This window comes from Ochrobactrum sp. XJ1, assembly GCF_024701725.1.
GTDB classification, from domain to species: Bacteria; Pseudomonadota; Alphaproteobacteria; order Rhizobiales; family Rhizobiaceae; genus Brucella; species Brucella anthropi.
Genome location: NZ_VDGD01000004.1, coordinates 316,554 through 335,343 on the forward strand (window position 1 = coordinate 316,554; position 18,790 = coordinate 335,343).

The window sequence follows — 18,790 nt, forward strand, 5'->3', positions numbered from 1 at the left end:
TTATATCAACCTTTAACCGCGCCGAACGTCAGACCAGCAACAAGGTGCTTCTGAACGATGAATGTGAGGGTCAGCGCCGGAATAATCATCACGACCGCCAGCGCGCACATGCCACGCCAGTCGATGGTGAATTCAGCGGTGTAATCGAGAAGACCGACTGGAAGGGTCTTGGAATTGACCGAGCGAGTAAGCTGGGAAGCCAGCGCATACTCGTTCCATGAGGTGAGGAAGGCGAAGATGCCAGCAGTCGCAATGCCGGGACCGGCCAGCGGAAATTCCACCTGCCAGAAGGCCTGCCAGCGCGTGCAACCGTCAATCTGGGCAGCCTCTGCCAGATCCTTCGGTACCTGACGGAAGAAGCCGTCGATCAGCCAAATCGTAAACGGCACATTGAGCGCCACATAGGTGACGATGAGACCAAAATGCGTGTCGATAATGCCGATGCGCGAATAGAGCATGAAGAGCGGCAGTGAAAGCGCAATGCCCGGCACCGAGCGCGTCAGCATAAGACCGAGGAATGTCGTCGCCTTGCCCCAGAAGCGAAAGCGCGCAAAGGCATAGCCACCCGAAACGCCGACAATCAGCGCGATGATGGTGGATGTGACCGAGATAATCAGCGAGTTGCGGAAATAATCCCAGACAGGAATACCGCCGCCGCCTGCGCCTGAGAACATCGCATAATAAGCATCAAGCGTGATTTCCTGCGGAATCCAGACCGGCGGCTTTGCCATAATTTCGACCGGCGGACGCAGCGAGGACAGCACGATCCACAGACCGGGCAGACAAATGATCGCCATCGCGAGAAACAGGCCGATAAGATAGGCGACTTTCTTGACGCGGCGCAGCAGGCGATGCTGGTTATTGGAGAGCGTTGTTGATGCCATGATTACCACTCCGCTCCAATTTGCGCGCGTGCGGCTGCAAGCTTGCGGAAGAACATTACGGTGAAGAGGATCGAGAGCAGGATCGCGACATAGGCCATGGCATTGGCCAAGCCCATCTGCGCATCCGAATAGGCGGTGCGCCCGACCAGCGTCCAGATCAGCTCGGTTCGGCGTGCCGGGCCACCATCGGTCATGATCTTCACGATGTCATAAGCGCGGGCCACATCGAGCGAACGAATGGTCATTGCGATGAAAGCAAAGGGCATCAGATAAGGCCAGATGACATAGCGGAATGTCTGCCATGGCGTGCAGCCATCGACGCGCGCGGCTTCAACCGGGTCCTGCGGCATGGACAGAAGACCGCCCAGAATAAGGATCGCGAACACCGAGGTCGACATCCAGACTTCTGCCAGCAAAATCGCAAACAGCGCCAGATTGCCGTCGATCAGCCATGGAATAGCCTGACTGGTGATGCCCAGAGATTGCAGCGCATTGTTCACGAGACCGATATTGTCGTTGAACATGAACTTGAACTGGAAGCCGACGAGAACCGGCGAAAACATCATCGGGAACATCATCAGCGTGCGCAAAACACGCTGACCGTGGGTGGCCTTATTGATGAGCAGTGCCAAGCCAAGGCCGAGCAGCATTTCCAGATTGAGCGCGATGGTGAGGAAAATCACCGTGCGGATGAATGCAGCCCAGAACACCCAATCACTCATGATGCGCTGATAGTTGCGCAAGCCGATGAAGTTGAACAGGCTGTCAGGGCGCGTCAGCCGGAACGGCGTGAAGCTTGAATAAAGCGAAAGCGCGAGGGGAAACAGAACCACCGCTGCGAGGATGATAATGGCCGGAAGCAAAAGCAGAACCGGCGGGGAAATTCGTTTAAACATTGTTCTTCCGAAGCGGTGCGTTGATAAGCAGCATCAAGGCATACGCGTATCTTATCCAAAAACCGCTACGCACTTTTTGGGATGTGCTTGGAATGGCCCGCCCCGTTCAAAGCGGGCCATGAAGTCATAGTTTAAATCAAACGGCGTGCTTAGAGTTCGCCAGCATCCTCAAGGATCTGCGTTGCCTTCTTGGCTGCATCGTCAAGCGCCTGCTGCGAGGTCTTGTCGCCAAGAATAGCTGCCTGAAGTTCAGGATAAACAGCGTTGGAAATCTCGATCCAGGATGGGGTCTGCGGAACCGGGAAAGCGGTCTTTGCCGTTTCCTGAAACACGGAGAGCACTTCCTTCTTGTATGGATCGGAAGCAGCCTGTTCGATGACATAATCCCAGACAGCGGTGCGGGTTGGCAACGTGCCAGCAGCCGATTCCTGCTTCTGCGAATCCTCGTTGGTCAGGAACCAGACGAGCGAAGCAGCCGCTTCCTTGGTGCCGCAGGATTCGGTGACCGAGAAGCCATGATGACCCGACCAGCCGGTGCGCTTGCCGGAAGAACCTGTCGGAGGCGGAACGATACCGACATTGCCTGCGACCTTCGACGACTTTGGATCGTTGAAATAGGTCGCCCAGCCCGGCCAATCCAGGTTGATTGCAATGGTGCCGGATGCAAAGCCAGCGCCGAGCTCATCCCACAGATAGTTGGTGGTGCCTGCAGGAACGGCCTTGGCCTTGTAGAGATTGACGAACCAGTCGAGCGCACGGACACCGGCTTCAGAATTGAAAGCAGGCTTGCCGTCCTTGAGATATTCGCCGCCTTCTGCGACCAGCATTTCATAGAAGCGGCCATTGATCGCCTCTTCCTTGCCCGCAAACTGCGTGCCGTAGAAATTCGGTGGATCGGCAAAGAACACAGCCTGATCGGAAACTTCTTTCCAGGTCTTTGGCGGTGCCAGATCGTAGCCGTATTTTTCCTTGAACGCGGTCTTCTTGGCGTCGTCTTCGTAAAGGCTCTTCTGATAGTAGAGCGCCGAGACGTCGAACTGCGCGCGCGGCAGCATGACCAGCTTGTCGTTAAGCGTCGAAGCCTTAATCACCGATGGCACGAAACCTTCGATTTCGCCCGATGGAAGCAAACCATTCAGGTCGGCATAGAGATCAGGATATTGCGGCGCAAAGGACGAATGGTTGGAGCCGACGCACCAGTTGATCGAACCAGAAGCGATGTCCGACTTGATTTCCTTGTCCAGTTCGAAGTGGTTCTTCTTGGACAGGATGTTGACCTTGGCACCGGTCGCTTTTTCCCATTCGGCAATGCGCGAATACAGCGCTTCATATTGCTGACCGCCGATCAGCTTGGCGTTTACCGTCACGCCTTCAAATTTACCCGGCAAATCGGCCGCACCAGCGGAACCCATTGCCAACGCCAGTAGAGCCGTTCCCGCCAGGCAGGACGTTTTGAAACTCATCATGCTTCTCCTCCTCACGACGGACTTTTCCCCGGTCCGCCCCCAATTGTGAATTTGGTATTTATATGCAAACATATTATTCAAAACCGGTCAAGGCGAGTTTCCGCACATTTGCGACTTTCGCATTCCTGGTTGTTCGTATATGAAGAGGGATATTCATGAGGGGAGCCAACTTGGAAACAGACGATCGCTACCGCGCGCCCGCGCTGGACAAAGGACTGGATATTCTGGAACTGCTTGCGAGCGTGGATGGTGGGCTGACACAGGCAGAAATTGCCAAACACCTCGACCGCAGCCCCAACGAGTTTTACCGGATGCTGGATCGCCTGGTGAAGCGCGGTTACGTGACCAAGCTCGAGGGCGACCGCTACTCACTGACGCTCAAGCTGTTCGGTCTTGCACACCTTCATGCACCGGTGCGCAGACTTGCTTCCTTTGCCACGCCTTTCATGCGTGAACTTGCCGACCGCTCAAAGCAGGCCAACCAGCTTGCCGTGTTTGACCGGGGATCTGTCGTTGTCATTGCACAGCAGGAGGCTCCGGATTACTGGGGCATCTCAATCCGCGTCGGTTCGCATATCAGTCTGTTCGATACCGGTTCCGGCCATGTGCTTCTCGCCTTCCGGTCACCGGAAGAACGCAAGATGATGATTGCCGAATATGCAAAAGACGGTGAAAGCGTGAAGCTCGATGAGAGTTTCTACGAGCGCCTCGACCAGATTCGCGAACGTGGCTATGAAATGATGCCCAGCGCTCAGGTGGCAGGCGTCTACAATCTCTCGGCCCCGATTCTCGGCCCGGATGGTACTTGCATTGCATCACTGACCTGTCCCTATGTGACACTCGTCAATTCGGCTTCAGCACCCGACATTACGCAGACCATCAGCCTGCTTCAAAAGACCGTCAAAGACCTGTCGAAACTGGTTGGCTCCGATATCGGGGCAACCGACTAAGCAATGCCGATAATTCTTATTTGAAAACTCTCTTCTTTTTTGAAAGTATGTCATCGGAGGAGAGTTTTCATGATTATCGATACCCATCTGCATCTGATAGACAAAAGCGCGCTGACTTACCCATGGCTGGGGGATGTACCGGCGCTCGACCGCGATTTTCTGTTTGAGACCTATCGGAAGCAGGCTGAGCGCTGCGGCATTACAGCAGCACTGCATATGGAAGTGGATGTTGCGGCTGATAGCATTCAAGCCGAGACGCACCATGTTCAGGATATTTCAATCGCGAATGATGGCTTCATAAAAGGTGCAATTGCCTCCTGCCGCCCGGAAGAACCGGGCTTTCCCGAGTATCTCGAATTGCAGCTTGGCAATCCTTTCGTCAAAGGCTTTCGTCGTGTGCTGCATGTCGTGCCTGATGACGTTTCCGAGGGTGCTCTTTTTCGTGAGAATATCAAGCGGCTGGAAGGCACCGGCCTGACCTTCGATCTCTGCACACTCCCACATCAGATCGACAAGGTGCTTGCACTGGCCGATCTTGCCCCGGACGTGCAATTCGTGCTCGATCACTGCGGCGTTCCGGACATCAAGTCAGGTGCGCTGGACGGCTGGAAAAAGGGCATTACCGAGATTGCGCAGCGTCACAATGTGACGGCAAAGATTTCCGGCGTGGTGGCCTATGCCGAGCAGACAAGCTGGACCGTCGACACGGTACGTCCCTATGTGGAGCATGTCATTGAGGCCTTCGGCTGGGAGCGGATTGTGTGGGGCAGCGACTGGCCTGTCTGCACACTGGCAAGCAATGTCGATGCCGGACTTTCGACATGGGTGGCCACAACCCATGCGCTTCTTGAAGGATGCAGCGAAGACGAAAAAGCGCTGCTTCTCTCTGAGAATGCAACGCGCCTCTGGAAACTATAAAACCAATCAGGCTGGCGGCACGCCGCCAGCCTTTCCATATAAATCAGAAGCTTTCGCGGAAAAGCCGGTTGAGATCGGCAACGACATCTTCCGCCTTCTCATTGTCCAGCAAGCCTTTGTTGATGCGTTCCGACGCCGCTTCCTGAAACGGCATATAGCCATCGTGACGCGGGCGCACCCATGCGCCTTCCAACGTCGCGCGCGTGTCGCGATAAAAGCCTGAAGTTGCATTGTTTACGGTATCGTCTTCCCATGCATCTGCATGTCCGGGCTGGCCGTTGGACGCCGCATAAAGCCCCTTTTGCACGTCACCACTGGCAATCCAATAAGCAAAGTCGATTGCCGCTTCAGGATGCTTGCTGAAGGCAGAAACTGCAATGCCTGTGCCACCCAGAGCAGAACCAGCAACACCCGCCGCACCCGCTGGAATATCGGCAAAACGGATCAGGCGATCGCGGAAGCCCGGCATGGCATAATTCACATAGCCGTAGATCAGCGGTGAGCAGGCAATATCCGAATCTGGCTTTGCCATTTCCTCAAACACGGCAATCGGGTCCATGCCGAAGCATTTCGGCTTTACCAGCGAAGCGATCTCGCGCAGTTGCTCGAAAGCTTTGACACCATCCTCAACAGAGATCAGCTCGCCTTCCACAGAGCACGGCGTTCCAGCATTGGCAACGAGAGTATAAAAACACATCAGCGAATGCGGCGAGCGCAGTGGAAGCAGAACTTTCCCGGCGCGGGCAAGACGCAGCACCTCGCCCCATGAAGTGGCTGGTCTATCCATCAGGTCCGGACGCCATGCCTGAACCTGTGTTGCTGCATCGAGCGGAAACGCCCATTGCCGCCCCTGCCAGTTATAGCTTGGGAAGGATTGACCGACCGAACCGTCGGCCAGCGCTTTCAGTTCCGTTTCGCGGCCCGGCACATCAAGCGGCAGCAGACAGCCTTCCTTGGTGATCTGCCCCACATGCGGATGGTCGATCACGATCATATCGAAATTGCGGGCCAGTTCCTCAACCGGAAAGGTCTCGAAATCCTGTAGCGACCGCTTTTCCCACTCGATTTCGACGCCCTTGTCAGCAAGCCATTGTTCGGCACCTGCAACCATCGGATCATAGCCGCGCGGGTGGCTCCAGGTCATGCCTTTCAGCTTGATCGTACTCATAGACCGAACTCCTCGCGAATTTCTTTGCTGTTTTCACCAATGCGCGGTGCGGCACGTGCCACCTTTGGGCGTTGTCCGTTGATGCGCAGCGGCGAACGTGTCGTGGTGATGGAAACATCATCCTCACGCGTTACCGTCTGGAGCATGTCGAGAGTTGAAAAACCTTCGCTTGCCAGCAGTTCTTCCCAGTTGAGAACGCGGGCGCACCAGATATCGGCAGGCTCCAGAATGGCGAGCCATTCATCGACAGTCTTCTCGGCAATGCGGTCAGCGATCAGGCGCTTGATGTCATCGCGGTTTGCGAAGGCGCTTTTGGGATCATCGGCAAATGGGGCGAGCGTGTCCGCTTCCAACAGTAGCGCCAGTTTCGCAATCGGCATCATGGCGATGGCCAGATAGCCGTCCGCTGCCGGATAGACGCCATAGGGCGCTGCAAGATAGGCATGGGCGCTGCGGAAATCGGAACGTTTTGGCAGGCGACGACCATCGTTAAGGTGGGTGGTCAGCACTTCAAACTGGAAATCAACCAGTGCCTCAAGAAGGCTGGTTTCGACATGCGAGCCTTTATTGGTGATGCCGCGCCGTACCAGCGCTGCGAGAATTCCCTGTGCCGCAGCAGCCCCCGCCAGCATATCGGCAACCGCCAGACCGAATGGCACCGGTCCTTGGCCCTCATCGCCATTCAACCACATGAGGCCCGAGCGCGCCTGCGCCAGCAAATCCTGCCCGGGCCGCCCGACCCATGGCCCTTCTTCGCCATAGCCGCTGATCGATGCATAGACGAGACGCGGGTTGATTTCTTTGGCTGCCTCGTAATCAAGGCCAAGACGCTTGATGACACCGGGGCGGAAATTCTGGATCAGCACATCGGCCTGTGTGAGAAGCTTTTTCAATGCTGCCAGATCGTCAGGATTTTTGAGGTCGATCGCAAGGCTGTCCTTGCCGCGATTGATCGCATGAAAAATCGTGGAATCGCCGCCGATTTCCGTGTCGCTCAGATAAAGCCTGCGCGAGAGATCACCGCCATCGGGCCGTTCAATCTTGATGACGCGTGCGCCCAGATCCATCAGACGCAACGAGCAATAAGGCCCCGACAGAAACTGGCTCATATCGACAACGACAAGCCCGCTCAGCGGCAGTTCGCTTTCCGACATCGGGAAATTCCCTCCTCATGAATTTCTTATGTGAATATAGTCTTCACATATGGATTTATGGAAGGCAAGACCGAATTTGGGCTTTGAATGCAAAAACGCCGCCCGGTTGGGCGGCGTTTTCAGTCTCGATTTGATGAATTGGATTGCGTGTTAAACCTCGTTGCTGGCCAGTTCCAGCAAGGTCCAGACGTGATCGGCAAACGAGTTCCACACTTCGATCCGGTAATGATCGGCATCCCACTTCAACAGTATGATCTGGGCATGATCAAAGATTGTGCGGGCAGCACCCGGAAAGCTCATCTGCGAAAGCTCAAGTGGGGAAGCGGCATTCAACAGCCATTCGGCCTGCGGACCGGAAATATCGATGCCGGTTTCCCGATGGCTTACTTCCGTCAGGCTGTGCGGCTCTGTTTCATAAAGCGTGGCGAAAGCCTGCGTGATCGCAGCACCCTTGGCTTCATCAGCCCAGATATACCATTCATCCGGTCCGATGCAGGCAACGGCAATATCGTCCGTGCGGATCAAACCGCCGATATTTGCCGGGATTTTTGCACCCAGTGCCTTTTCGGCCAAGGCCAGTTTTGCCGGAGCAATGCGCAGGATGAAACGGGCGGCATCTTCTGCCGCGTGGATTTCCAGACGACCGGGAATGACGACCTTGCGGTTCGAATAAGGTTTTGTCTCAACAAGCATGGTTCAATCCTTATCCGTTCAGTTTCTTGCCTTCGGGATCATAGAAGACCATTCCCGAAACCACAGCCTCATGCACTGTGCCATCAGGCATCGGCATATAAAGCGTTTCACCCATACGATCCTTGCCACCGGAGACCACTGCCATGGCGATGGAACGACCAAGCGCCTCGCTCCAATAGGACGAGGTGACATGACCAAGCATGGTCATCGGCAGCGCCTGCTTTGGATCGGCAACAATCTGCGCACCTTCTTCCAGCACCAGCTTCGGATCGTTGGTCAACAGACCCACGAGATGCTTGCGATCCGCTTTCAGCATATCCGGACGCGCCAGCGAACGCTTGCCGACGAAATCCGGCTTCTGCTTGCCGACAGCCCAGCCAAGGCTTGCATCATCCGGCGTAATCGTGCCGTCAGTGTCCTGACCGACAATGATATAGCCCTTTTCAGCGCGCAGAACGTGCATGGTTTCGGTGCCGTAAGGCGTGATGTCGTATTGCTGACCGGCCTCATAGAGCGCCTTCCAGAGTGACAGGCCGTAACGGGCAGGCACGTTGATTTCATAGCCCAGCTCGCCGGTAAAGCTCATGCGGAACAGACGCGCTGGCACGCCAAGGAATGTGCATTCCGCCACCGACATATGCGGGAAGGCTTCATCGGAAATATCCAGACCTTCAACCATTGGCTCAATGAGCTTGCGCGCATTCGGACCATTGATTGCCACCACTGCCCACTGTTCGGTGGTCGAGGTCAATGAGACTTTCAGGTCAGGCCATTCGGTCTGGAGATAGTCTTCCATCATGTTGAGAACACGCGCGGCGCCGCCGGTCGTGGTCGTCACGTGGAAGCGGTCCTGCGTCAGACGACCGACAACACCGTCATCGCGGATGAAACCATCTTCGCCAAGCAGCAGACCATAACGGCAGCGCCCGACACCAAGCTTCGTCCATGGATTGGTGTACATGCGGTTCATGAATTCCGCGGCATCCGGGCCGACCACTTCGATCTTGCCAAGCGTTGAGGCGTCGAACATGCCGAGCGACTGGCGGGTCGCCTTGCACTCGCGCGCCACGGCCTGATGCATGTCTTCGCCGGTTTTCGGGAAGTACCATGCGCGACGCCACAGCGAGACCGGCTCAAAAGCTGCGCCATGCTGTTCGGCCCAGCTATCGATTGGTGTCTTGCGCGTGACATCGAACAGCTTGCCGCGATTGTAACCGCAGAAAGCGCCAAAGGTCGTCGGCGTGTAAGGCGGGCGGAAGGTTGTAAGACCTACCTGCGGCGTCGGGCGCTTGAGCGCATCGGCTGCAACCGCCAGACCGTTAATGTTCGAGGTCTTGCCCTGATCGGTCGCCATGCCGTTGGTGGTATAGCGCTTGACGTGCTCGATGGAATGGAAACCCTCGCGCACGGCCAGACGAATATCCTTGGCAGTCACATCGTTCTGGAAATCGATGAAAGCCTTGGCCTTGCCCGGATCGCGATCCGTGGGCAGTTCACGACAGCTTACGCCATCGCAGACAAAATCACCGGCGACCGCATATTCCGATACCTTGGCTTTGTGTCCGGAATCATTGGCAGCAGCGGCACCCGCTTCCGCACCCTCACGCAATGCAGCCTGCAGGTCGAAATTGCCATTGCCTGCACCGGCGCAGCGGCTTTCCTCGGTGCGTTCGCCTGGCAGATAAATCTGGCGTGCCTCATCCCAGACGAGAGAGCCTTTCGTGTGCGAGAACAGATGCACGCTCGGATTCCAGCCGCCGGACATCAGCAGCACATCGCAGGCAATCGTGCGCGCCGCGCCGACAGAGCCATTGGAAACCGGATTAGCCCGCACAGACGACACGCGATGGCGCCCGCCAGTATCCGTCACAGTCCAGCCGGTCAGTGTTTCAATGCCAAGCATTTTGGCGCGGTTGACGAGGCTGTCGGCAACCTTTTCGCGGACGTCGATGATGGCCGGAACCTTCACACCTGCAACGGCGAGATCGAAAGCTGCAAGCCATGCGCTGTCATGCGAGGTGACGACGACTGCCTGATTGCCGACCTTGACGCCATAGCGATTGAGATAGGTGCGTGCGCTCGACGCCAGCATCACGCCGGGGCGATCATTGCCTGCAAAGACCAGCGGCTTTTCAATCGCGCCCTGCGCCAGCACCACCTGTTTTGCGCGCACGCGCCACATACGCTCACGCGGCGCATTGGAGGCAGGCTTGGCCTGATGATCGGTCAGGCGTTCGCAAAGACCAACCATGTTCTGATGGTAATAGCCGATGGCCGTCGTGCGCGGCAAAAGCGTGACATTCGGATTGGCTTTAAGAGCCGCTATGGTTTCGTTCAGCCAGTCCCAGCTTGCGCGGCCATTGATGACCGGCTCCGGTTCCGACAGAAGCGAGCCGCCAAATTCAGCCTGCTCGTCGACGAGGATGACCTTCGCGCCACTCTTTGCGGCTTCAAGGGCGGCGGCCAGACCGGCAGGTCCACCACCGGCAACCAGCACATCGCAGAAAGCATAGCGGCTGGCATAGGTGTCCGGATCGGGCTCGGACGGCGATTTGCCAAGACCGGCAGCGCCACGGATGAAAGGCTCATAAACCTTGTTCCAGAAGCTTTTCGGCCACATGAAGGTCTTGTAGTAAAAGCCTGCCGAGAAGAACATGTAGAACGCATCATTGATCGCGCCGACATCGTGCTTCAGCGACGGCCAATGGTTCTGGCTTTCGGCCTTGAGGCCGTCATAGAGTTCCAGCACCGTTGCGCGGGTGTTCGGCTCAAACCGACCTGGCCCACGCGAGACGCCCATCAGTGCATTCGGCTCTTCGGAACCGGCAGAAAGAATGCCGCGCGGGCGGTGATATTTGAACGAACGACCGGCCAGATGCTCGCCATTGGCAAGCATGGCGGATGCCAGCGTATCACCTTCAAAGCCGGAATAGGTCTTGCCATTGAAGCTGAACCGAACGGACTTGGCCTTGTTGACACGGCCTTTGTTATGAATGCGCATATCGGTCATTATTTCGTCTCCGCAGCCGGAGTTTCTGCCAAAGCAGGACGGGGCTCACCGGCCTTGTAGGTGGTGACAAACTTGTCGCTCACCGTATCGCGCACCGCATTGAAAAAGCGGCCGCAGCCATTGATATGCCGCCAGCGTTCATAATGGGTGCCGCGCGGATTGGAGCGCGTGAACAGGAAGTCGCGCCATTCATCATCGGTCAGTGTCGATGGGTCGGCTGGACGCGCAATATGCGCTTCGCCCGCATAGGCGAATTCCAGCTCAGGACGTTCCATCTCGCAATAAGGGCAACGGATTAAAAGCATATCATACCTCCCTTAGTGCGCGACGGCGGCAGCAGCCGCTTCATCGATCAGGCGACCGGTGGTGAAGCGTTCAAGCGTGAACGGTGCGTTGATCCAGTGTGGTTCGTCGCGTGCGATCGTATGGGCAAAGACATGCGCCGAACCCGGCGTCGCCTTGAAGCCGCCCGTACCCCAGCCGCAATTCACGAAGAGGCCCGGCACCGGCGTCTTGCCGATAATCGGCGAACGATCCGGCGTGACGTCAACAATACCGCCCCATTTACGCAGCATCCGCATACGGGTGAAGATCGGGAAGACTTCGCAGATGGCCGCAAGCGTATGCTCGATCAGCGGCAGACCACCGCGCTGGCTGTAGGACACATATTGGTCCGTGCCGGAACCGATCACCAGCTCGCCCTTGTCGGACTGACTGATATAGGCATGAACCGTGTTGGACATGACCACACATGGGAAGATCGGCTTGACCGGCTCGGACACGAGCGCCTGTAGCGGGAAGCTTTCAAGCGGCATACGCACGCCTGCCGTATCCATGACAATCGATGTGCTGCCAGCAGCGGAAACCGCCACTTTCTTCGCCTTGATGAAACCGCGTGGCGTATCCACGCCGGTCACGCGACCCGACGCATCGCGACGAATGGCCGTGACCGGGCAATTCTGGATGATATCAACGCCGCGCTCCGTCGCGCCGCGTGCATAGCCCCATGCAACCGCATCGTGACGGGCCACGCCGCCGCGCCGCTGTAAGGTGGCACCGACGACCGGATAGCGCGCATTGGCTGAAATATCGAGCGGCGGGCAATATTCCTTCGCCTGCTCCTTGGTCAGCCATTCATTGTCGATGCCATTGAGGCGGTTGGCATGGATGTGACGCTTGAAGCTCTGCACATCATGCACCGTATGCGCCAGCATCATCACGCCGCGCTGCGAGAACATGACATTGTAGTTGAGGTCCTGGCTCAAGCCTTCCCACAGCTTCATCGCATGTTCGTAAAGATGCGCGCTCTCATCATAGAGATAGTTGGAGCGGATAATCGTGGTGTTGCGCCCGGTATTGCCGCCGCCAAGCCAGCCTTTTTCAATGACCGCGACATTGGTGATGCCATGTTCCTTGGCCAGATAATAGGCGGCACCCAGACCATGCCCGCCAGCGCCGACGATGATCACGTCATATTCGGCCTTAGGTTCGGCATTCGGCCATTGCGGCTTCCAGTTCTTATTACCGGAAAGCGCATTTTTAATAATAGAAGCTGCAGAAAAACGGGACATAGACAACCACCAGTTTCGCGACCGCAAGCGCCCTGTCGGCACAAGCGAAGCCTTTGATGATATTTCTATTGTTTCCGTTTCAAACCCGACAGCAGGCTTGCGTCAAAAGACGCCACAAATACGACATGCCCACCATTTCGCGACATCTGGTCCATCTCATACAAGTGGGCCCGCGTCTGCAACCTGACGGCAAAGCAGTTTCAAAAATCGCCCCTGTAAAATAGGACAACATTATTGTCCTTTTCCCTTTTCTTTTATTGCGCAAAGGACTACGCATTCTTTCGTAAAATCGCGTCCAAAATAAAAGAAACGCAAGAAAGGTGATTCCGTGACTAAGGAGAATCTACTCGAAAGTGCACTTGTCCGTCTGGACGAGGCTGCAGGCCACATCAACATCGATGCGGACGTCATCGAGAAGCTGAAATATGCACGTGAGACCATGAAAGTGCGACTGATGATCCGCATGGATGATGGTTCGCGCAAATCCTTTCTTGCATGGCGCTGCCGCTACGACGACACGCGCGGACCGACGAAGGGCGGCATCCGCTATCATCCGGAATCGACCGCGGAAGAGGTTGAAACGCTGGCCTTCTGGATGACTTTCAAATGCGCAGTCATGAACCTGCCTTATGGCGGCGGAAAGGGTGCAATTCAGGTCGATCCACGTCAACTTTCAAAGGCTGAACTGGAGCGTCTTTCGCGCGCCTATATCCAGGCTTTCTCCGGTATTATCGGGCCTGACCGCGACATTCCGGCACCGGATGTCTACACCAATTCCATGATCATGGGCTGGATGGCAGACGAATATTCCCAGATCGTCGGACAGTCCTCGCCTGCCGTCATCACCGGCAAGCCGCTGGCGCTTGGCGGTTCGCTTGGACGCAATGATGCCACGGCGCGCGGCGGCTTTTATCTCGTGCGCCATCTGTCGCACGATCTGGGCCTTGCTGCGCAGCTTCGCGTCACGGTTCAGGGCTTCGGCAATGCCGGTCAGTTCATCGCCAAGCTGATGGCTAGCGATGGTCACAAGATCGTTGCCGTATCGGATTCGGCAGGTGCTGTTTATTGCGCCAACGGCCTTGATCTCGATGCTCTTCTGGAAGCGAAAGCACAGAACAAGTCGGTTGTCTCGACAGCTGGCAAGAACGGCCATGAAGCCATCACTCCCGATGAGTTGCTTGCAGCCGACTGCGATGTTCTGGTGCCAAGCGCCATGGAAAACATGATCCATGCCGACAACGCAGCTTCCATCAAGGCAAAGCTTATTGTCGAGCTTGCAAATGGTCCAGTGACACCGGAAGCAGACGAAATCCTTGCGAAAAATGGCGTCATCGTTCTGCCGGATATTCTGGCCAATGCCGGTGGCGTGACGGTTTCCTATTTCGAATGGGTGCAGAACCGTCAGGGCTATTACTGGACGCTTGAAGAAATCCATGAGCGCCTGAAAACTATCATGGAACGTGAAGGCCGCGCCATCTGGAACCATGCCAAGCAGCACAATGTGACGGTTCGCTCGGCAGCTTATGTCCATGCGCTGCAGCGTCTTGCACAGGCTATTGAAGCACACGGCACGCAAAACGATTTTGCTGCCTGATCCAGCCTTTTGACATTACCCCTCCTGCCAGCCTGCTGTCAGGAGGGGTGTCGAACGGCGGTTTCCTTTTCCCGTTGGCGCTATAGTTTACCTTCACAAGGAAAAACCAGCGCGATGGGATGATGAGCATGTCGTACAGAAACCTATTCAAGGGAAGTGCCATCGCACTTGCCCTCTTTGCAGGCGCAGTTCAGTTTCCCAGCCTCGCGCAGGCACAGGTGGTCGTGTCTTCCAAGATCGACACTGAGGGCGGCGTCCTTGGCAACATCATTCTGGCCATTCTCAATGCGAATGGTATCCAGACCACTGATCGCATCCAGCTCGGCGCCACGCCGGTCGTTCGCAAGGCGATCACCGCTGGCGAAATCGACATCTATCCCGAATATACGGGCAATGCCGCCTTCTTCTTCAACAAGGCTGACGATCCGCTCTGGAAAGACCCAGCCAAAGCTTATGAGACTGCAAAGCAGCTCGATTACGATGCCAACAAGATCGTCTGGCTGGCACCATCACCGGCAAACAACACCTGGGGCATTGCGGTGCGCAAGGATGTCGCCGACGAAAACAAGCTTACGAACCTGAGCGAATTCGGAAAGTACATTTCAGGCGGCGGAAAGGTCATTCTGGCCGCATCCTCGGAATTCGTGAACTCGGCAGCAGCCCTGCCCGCTTTCCAGACCGCCTATAGCTTTACCCTGAAACCCGACCAGCTCATCACACTTTCAGGCGGGGACACCGCTGCAACCATTGCTGCCGCTGCCAACCAGACCAGCGGCGCCAACGCGGCCATGGTCTACGGCACCGATGGCGGCATCGCGCCTTCCGGACTTGTCGTTCTCGAAGACGACAAGCATGTGCAGCCGGTCTACCAGCCCGCCCCGATCATCCGTGAAGAAGTCTTGAAGAAAAATCCGAAGATCGAGGAGCTTCTGAAACCCGTCTTCGAGAAACTCGACCTGACCACCCTTCAGGAACTCAACGGTCGCGTGCAACTGGGTGGCGAACCGGCAAAGGCGGTTGCCGAGGATTTTCTTAAAGCCAACGGATTTCTCAAGTAGAGAGCGCGATAACGGATAATTGCCGGGCATGAGTGCAACACACCAGACGATCCAGGCAAATGGCACGAGGGGCTTGTTTGCATATATCGACAAGCTCGGACTGGTCATTGCGGCAATCGGCTTATCGGGATTGCTTCTGCCATTCGCAAACTTTCGGGCAAACCGCATTGTTCAAGGCGAGCCTCGTTATCTTTTGGATGCCCTGCCACCCTCATTGGCGCTGCTGTTCGCCGCTGTCGTGGCGGCAGGACTGCTGATCGGCTTTGTCCGCAGCAACAATTTGTTGCGGCTGTTCGCGGCTCTGTTCTGCCTCGCATCCGTCATGGTGGCAATCGGCCTGGCCGCGTCATATCTGTCGCCCGAAGGAAACAGATATGCGCGCGTTTCTCCGGCTTCCGGCTTTTGGCTGTTGTTTTTTGCGAGCGCACTTTATGTCGCGGATGGGCTGGTCCGGCTGCGTGCCGGTCCGTTTTTACGGGTCGGACTGCTGGTCATCGCAGGATTACTTCTGGCCGCGCTGCTTTCCTCAGGCCTCTGGGACAGCATCTCATTCATGAAGGAATATCAAAGCCGCGCGGACAGCTTCTGGAACGAAGCGGAGCGGCATATAGCGTTGGCATTGGGATCGCTTGCAGCGGCGACCGCAGTGGGTATTCCGCTGGGGCTTGTCTGCCATCGCTTGGCCGGGTTGCGGGCTTTCGTCCTGAACAGCCTCAATATCGTGCAGACCATTCCGTCAATGGCCCTGTTCGGTATTTTGATTGCGCCACTCGGCTGGGTCGCCACGCAGTTTCCCTGGGCGGGTGCTATCGGTATTCGTGGTATCGGCGCTGCACCGGCATTCGTTGCGCTTTTCCTCTATTCGCTGCTGCCTATCGTGGCGAATACCGTCGCAGGGCTGGCACAGGTGCCGGAGCCGGTAACGGACGCAGCCCGCGGCATGGGCATGACGCGCCTGCAACGCCTCTTCAAAACGGAATTTCCGCTCGCTTTTCCCGTTATTCTCACCGGCATACGTATCGTCATGGTGCAGAATATCGGCCTGACGACCATTGCGGCATTGATTGGTGGCGGCGGCTTCGGAACATTCGTCTTTCAGGGCATTGGGCAAACGGCCATGGATCTTGTTCTGCTGGGTGCCTTGCCTACCGTTCTCCTCGCCTTTGCGGCTGCTGTCATTCTCGATGCAGCGATAGAAATCACCGGGAAAGGCAGCTCCCAATGATCGAATTCGACCATATCACGAAGCGCTATAACGGACGCGCAGCGGTGGACGCGGTGAGCTTCACCATCGAACCCCACAGTATTGCTGCCATTGTCGGGACGTCAGGTTCCGGCAAGACGACCCTCCTGCGGATGGTCAATCGTCTGGTCGAGCCGACCGACGGAGAAATCCGCATCGATGGCCGCAGCATCATGGACGAACCTGGTCATGTTCTGCGGCGGCAGATCGGTTACGTCATCCAGCAGAACGGACTTTTTCCGCATCGTACCGTCGCGGAAAACATAGCGACGGTTCCCCTTCTGCTTGGATGGCAGAAACGGCGCATCGATACACGTGTGGATGAACTGCTTGACCTCTTCCAGCTTGAACCAGCGGACTATCGCGACCGCTATCCGCATGAACTTTCCGGAGGGCAACAGCAACGCGTCGGTGTGGCACGCGCACTCGCTGCCGGGCCGAACATCCTTCTCATGGACGAGCCATTCGGGGCACTCGATCCGGTAATCCGAGCCAAGGCACAGGAAGATCTGAAGGCGATCCAGAAGCGGCTCGGCACGACCATAATCCTTGTCACGCACGACATGGAGGAAGCCATATCGCTGGGTGATCGTATCGCCGTCATGGATGACGGAAAATTGCTGCAATATGGTCCACCGGCAGAAATTCTTGCCCGTCCGGCAACCGATTTCGTCGAACGTCTTGTCGGTACGGGCGAACGGCCTTTCCGCCTCCTCTCTCTCATGGACCTTAAAACCGTGCTCCAGCCCGGTGATGCAAGCGGTGCAACAATGCCTGTAACAGCGTCGCAACGCGATGCCCTTGCCGAGCTTCTGTGGTCAGGACGCAAGGCTCTTCCCGTTCTTGATCATGATGGAAGACCACTTGGACAAGTTACGCTCGACAGGCTCCTGCATCAGGCAGAGCGTCCGGCATGAGGTTGTTCCTGTCCCTTGTTCCGCGTGCGCTGCTTCTGGGCGTTCTGCTGCTGTTTCTGTGGCGGCCCCATCTTTTCGAGCCGTTGTTTCGACCGCTCGTCGATGAGGGCGTCCCGGTCATTTATGATCGTGCAAACTTCGTGACACTGACTTTGCAGCATCTCGGCCTGGTCGCTCTGGCCGCACTTGCATCCACGATTGTAGCCGTCTCGATGGCAATCTTTGTTACCAGAAAGCAGGGCGCAGAGTTTCTGCCACTCTCACGCAGCCTTGTGAATATCGGCCAGACCTTTCCTCCAGTTGCAGTGCTGGCACTTGCAGTGCCGGTCTTCGGTTTCGGAGACAAGCCGACCCTGATTGCACTCTTCCTCTATGGTCTGCTTCCGATTTTTGAAAATACACTGACAGGACTAACGACTTTGCCGCCTCCGGTTGTCGAAGCTGCACGCGGCATGGGGATGACCAGCGCGCAACGGCTTGTCAAAGTCGAGGTTCCGCTTGCCATGCCGGTTATTCTGGCGGGTATCAGACTTTCCGTTGTGATCGGCCTTGCAACGGCTACCATTGGCTCGACTGTCGCTGCCAGAACACTTGGAGAAGTCATCATCGCCGGGCTCATTTCCAACAATCTTGCTTTTGTTTTGCAAGGAGGGCTCGTCGTGGCTGCACTTGCCATACTCATCTTTGATGGGTTTCAGGCAATTGAACATTACCTCATGAAACGTTCCGGACGAGCCATCTGAACGCATAAGCCTCTTTGAAAGACGTCTCTGCATTCCTATATCCTTGCAAATAACCAGCCAGCGAGGAACGGGATGAATATAGGGCAGGCAGCTGCAGCATCTGGCATATCGGCGAAGATGATCCGCCATTATGAAACGATCGGACTCATTGAAGCTGCCGAGAGAACCGGTTCGGGCTATCGCGTCTATACGCAGAAAGACGTTGAGACGCTGCGCTTCATCCGCCGCAGCCGCGATCTCGGTTTTCAGGTTGAACAGATCAAGGAACTGCTGACGCTCTGGCGCGATCGCAACCGCGCATCGGCTGACGTCAAGAAGGTAGCGCTTGGCCATGTCGAGGAGCTGGAAGCCAAGATGCGTCAGTTGCAGGAAATGGCTGATACGCTGCGCTACCTCGCGAAAAACTGCCACGGGGACAACCGCCCCGATTGCCCGATCATTCACCAGCTCGCAGAAAACAGCGTGGAAAGCCGCAAACGCCCGGCTCCACGCAAAGGTGAATTGCTGCACGGTAAAATTTAAGGT

At 56.4% G+C, this 18,790-nt stretch carries 17 protein-coding genes; 8 read left to right on the top strand and 9 right to left on the bottom strand.

Features of this window, described 5'->3' with window-relative positions; all coding sequences use genetic code 11:
• Positions 1 to 5: 5 nt before the first annotated feature.
• The 3 genes from FG152_RS09205 to FG152_RS09215 all read right to left on the bottom strand — a co-directional run bounded on the left by FG152_RS09205 (position 6) and on the right by FG152_RS09215 (position 3,246).
• Entirely contained in the window at positions 6 to 884 is an 879-nt protein-coding gene (locus FG152_RS09205; RefSeq protein WP_498986010.1) for a carbohydrate ABC transporter permease, read from the bottom strand.
• Positions 885 to 886: 2 nt separating this feature from the next.
• Entirely contained in the window at positions 887 to 1,780 is an 894-nt protein-coding gene (locus FG152_RS09210) for a carbohydrate ABC transporter permease (RefSeq protein WP_010658081.1), read from the bottom strand.
• Positions 1,781 to 1,929: 149 nt separating this feature from the next.
• On the bottom strand, positions 1,930 to 3,246 hold the full coding sequence (locus tag FG152_RS09215) for an ABC transporter substrate-binding protein (protein WP_029925839.1): 1,317 nt from the start codon (positions 3,244 to 3,246) through the stop codon (positions 1,930 to 1,932).
• 155 nt (positions 3,247 to 3,401) lie between these two features.
• Here FG152_RS09215 and FG152_RS09220 point away from each other — a divergent pair, with 155 nt between their 5' ends.
• A complete protein-coding gene (locus FG152_RS09220) occupies positions 3,402 to 4,196 on the top strand; it encodes an IclR family transcriptional regulator (protein ID WP_010658079.1) in 795 nt (264 codons plus the stop codon).
• A 69-nt stretch (positions 4,197 to 4,265) separates the two neighbouring features.
• Positions 4,266 to 5,114: an amidohydrolase family protein gene (locus FG152_RS09225; RefSeq protein ID WP_029925841.1), complete on the top strand. Its 849-nt coding sequence runs from the start codon at positions 4,266 to 4,268 to the stop codon at positions 5,112 to 5,114.
• Between the two features lie 43 nt (positions 5,115 to 5,157).
• Here FG152_RS09225 and FG152_RS09230 read toward each other — a convergent pair whose 3' ends face one another.
• The 6 genes from FG152_RS09230 to FG152_RS09255 all read right to left on the bottom strand — a co-directional run bounded on the left by FG152_RS09230 (position 5,158) and on the right by FG152_RS09255 (position 12,710).
• Positions 5,158 to 6,282 carry an extracellular solute-binding protein gene (locus FG152_RS09230; RefSeq protein ID WP_029925842.1) on the bottom strand — a complete coding sequence of 375 codons (1,125 nt, stop codon included), beginning with the start codon at positions 6,280 to 6,282 and terminating at the stop codon, positions 5,158 to 5,160.
• A complete protein-coding gene (locus FG152_RS09235; RefSeq protein ID WP_029925843.1) occupies positions 6,279 to 7,436 on the bottom strand; it encodes a CaiB/BaiF CoA transferase family protein in 1,158 nt (385 codons plus the stop codon). The genes FG152_RS09230 and FG152_RS09235 overlap by 4 nt, the downstream gene beginning before the upstream one ends.
• Positions 7,437 to 7,586: 150 nt before the next feature.
• On the bottom strand, positions 7,587 to 8,129 hold the full coding sequence (locus FG152_RS09240; protein ID WP_029925844.1) for a sarcosine oxidase subunit gamma: 543 nt from the start codon (positions 8,127 to 8,129) through the stop codon (positions 7,587 to 7,589).
• A gap of 10 nt (positions 8,130 to 8,139) precedes the next feature.
• Positions 8,140 to 11,139, bottom strand: a complete 3,000-nt coding sequence (locus FG152_RS09245) for a sarcosine oxidase subunit alpha (protein ID WP_036595845.1) — start codon at positions 11,137 to 11,139, stop codon at positions 8,140 to 8,142.
• Positions 11,139 to 11,444, bottom strand: coding sequence for a sarcosine oxidase subunit delta (locus tag FG152_RS09250; protein WP_010658073.1), 306 nt, complete (start codon positions 11,442 to 11,444; stop codon positions 11,139 to 11,141). The genes FG152_RS09245 and FG152_RS09250 overlap by 1 nt, the downstream gene beginning before the upstream one ends.
• A 12-nt stretch (positions 11,445 to 11,456) precedes the next feature.
• The gene (locus tag FG152_RS09255) at positions 11,457 to 12,710 is read right to left on the bottom strand and encodes a sarcosine oxidase subunit beta family protein (protein ID WP_010658072.1); all 1,254 of its coding nucleotides are present in this window, start codon (positions 12,708 to 12,710) and stop codon (positions 11,457 to 11,459) included.
• 328 nt (positions 12,711 to 13,038) lie between these two features.
• Between FG152_RS09255 and FG152_RS09260 the strand changes: the two genes are divergently transcribed.
• The 6 genes from FG152_RS09260 (at position 13,039) to cueR (ending at position 18,787) form a co-directional block, all read left to right on the top strand.
• Entirely contained in the window at positions 13,039 to 14,304 is a 1,266-nt protein-coding gene (locus tag FG152_RS09260) for a Glu/Leu/Phe/Val family dehydrogenase (protein ID WP_029925846.1), read from the top strand.
• 128 nt (positions 14,305 to 14,432) lie between these two features.
• Positions 14,433 to 15,362 (top strand): glycine betaine ABC transporter substrate-binding protein OsmF, encoded by a 930-nt coding sequence (gene osmF, locus FG152_RS09265; protein WP_029375863.1) that lies wholly within the window; start codon positions 14,433 to 14,435, stop codon positions 15,360 to 15,362.
• Positions 15,363 to 15,381: 19 nt separating this feature from the next.
• A complete protein-coding gene (locus FG152_RS09270) occupies positions 15,382 to 16,587 on the top strand; it encodes an ABC transporter permease (protein WP_374710361.1) in 1,206 nt (401 codons plus the stop codon).
• Positions 16,584 to 17,522 (top strand): ABC transporter ATP-binding protein, encoded by a 939-nt coding sequence (locus FG152_RS09275; protein WP_010658068.1) that lies wholly within the window; start codon positions 16,584 to 16,586, stop codon positions 17,520 to 17,522. The genes FG152_RS09270 and FG152_RS09275 overlap by 4 nt, the downstream gene beginning before the upstream one ends.
• On the top strand, positions 17,519 to 18,265 hold the full coding sequence (locus FG152_RS09280; RefSeq protein WP_010658067.1) for an ABC transporter permease: 747 nt from the start codon (positions 17,519 to 17,521) through the stop codon (positions 18,263 to 18,265). Before FG152_RS09275 ends, FG152_RS09280 begins: the two co-directional genes overlap by 4 nt.
• 72 nt (positions 18,266 to 18,337) lie before the next feature.
• Positions 18,338 to 18,787, top strand: coding sequence for a Cu(I)-responsive transcriptional regulator (gene cueR, locus FG152_RS09285; RefSeq protein ID WP_010658066.1), 450 nt, complete (start codon positions 18,338 to 18,340; stop codon positions 18,785 to 18,787).
• Positions 18,788 to 18,790 lie beyond the last annotated feature (3 nt).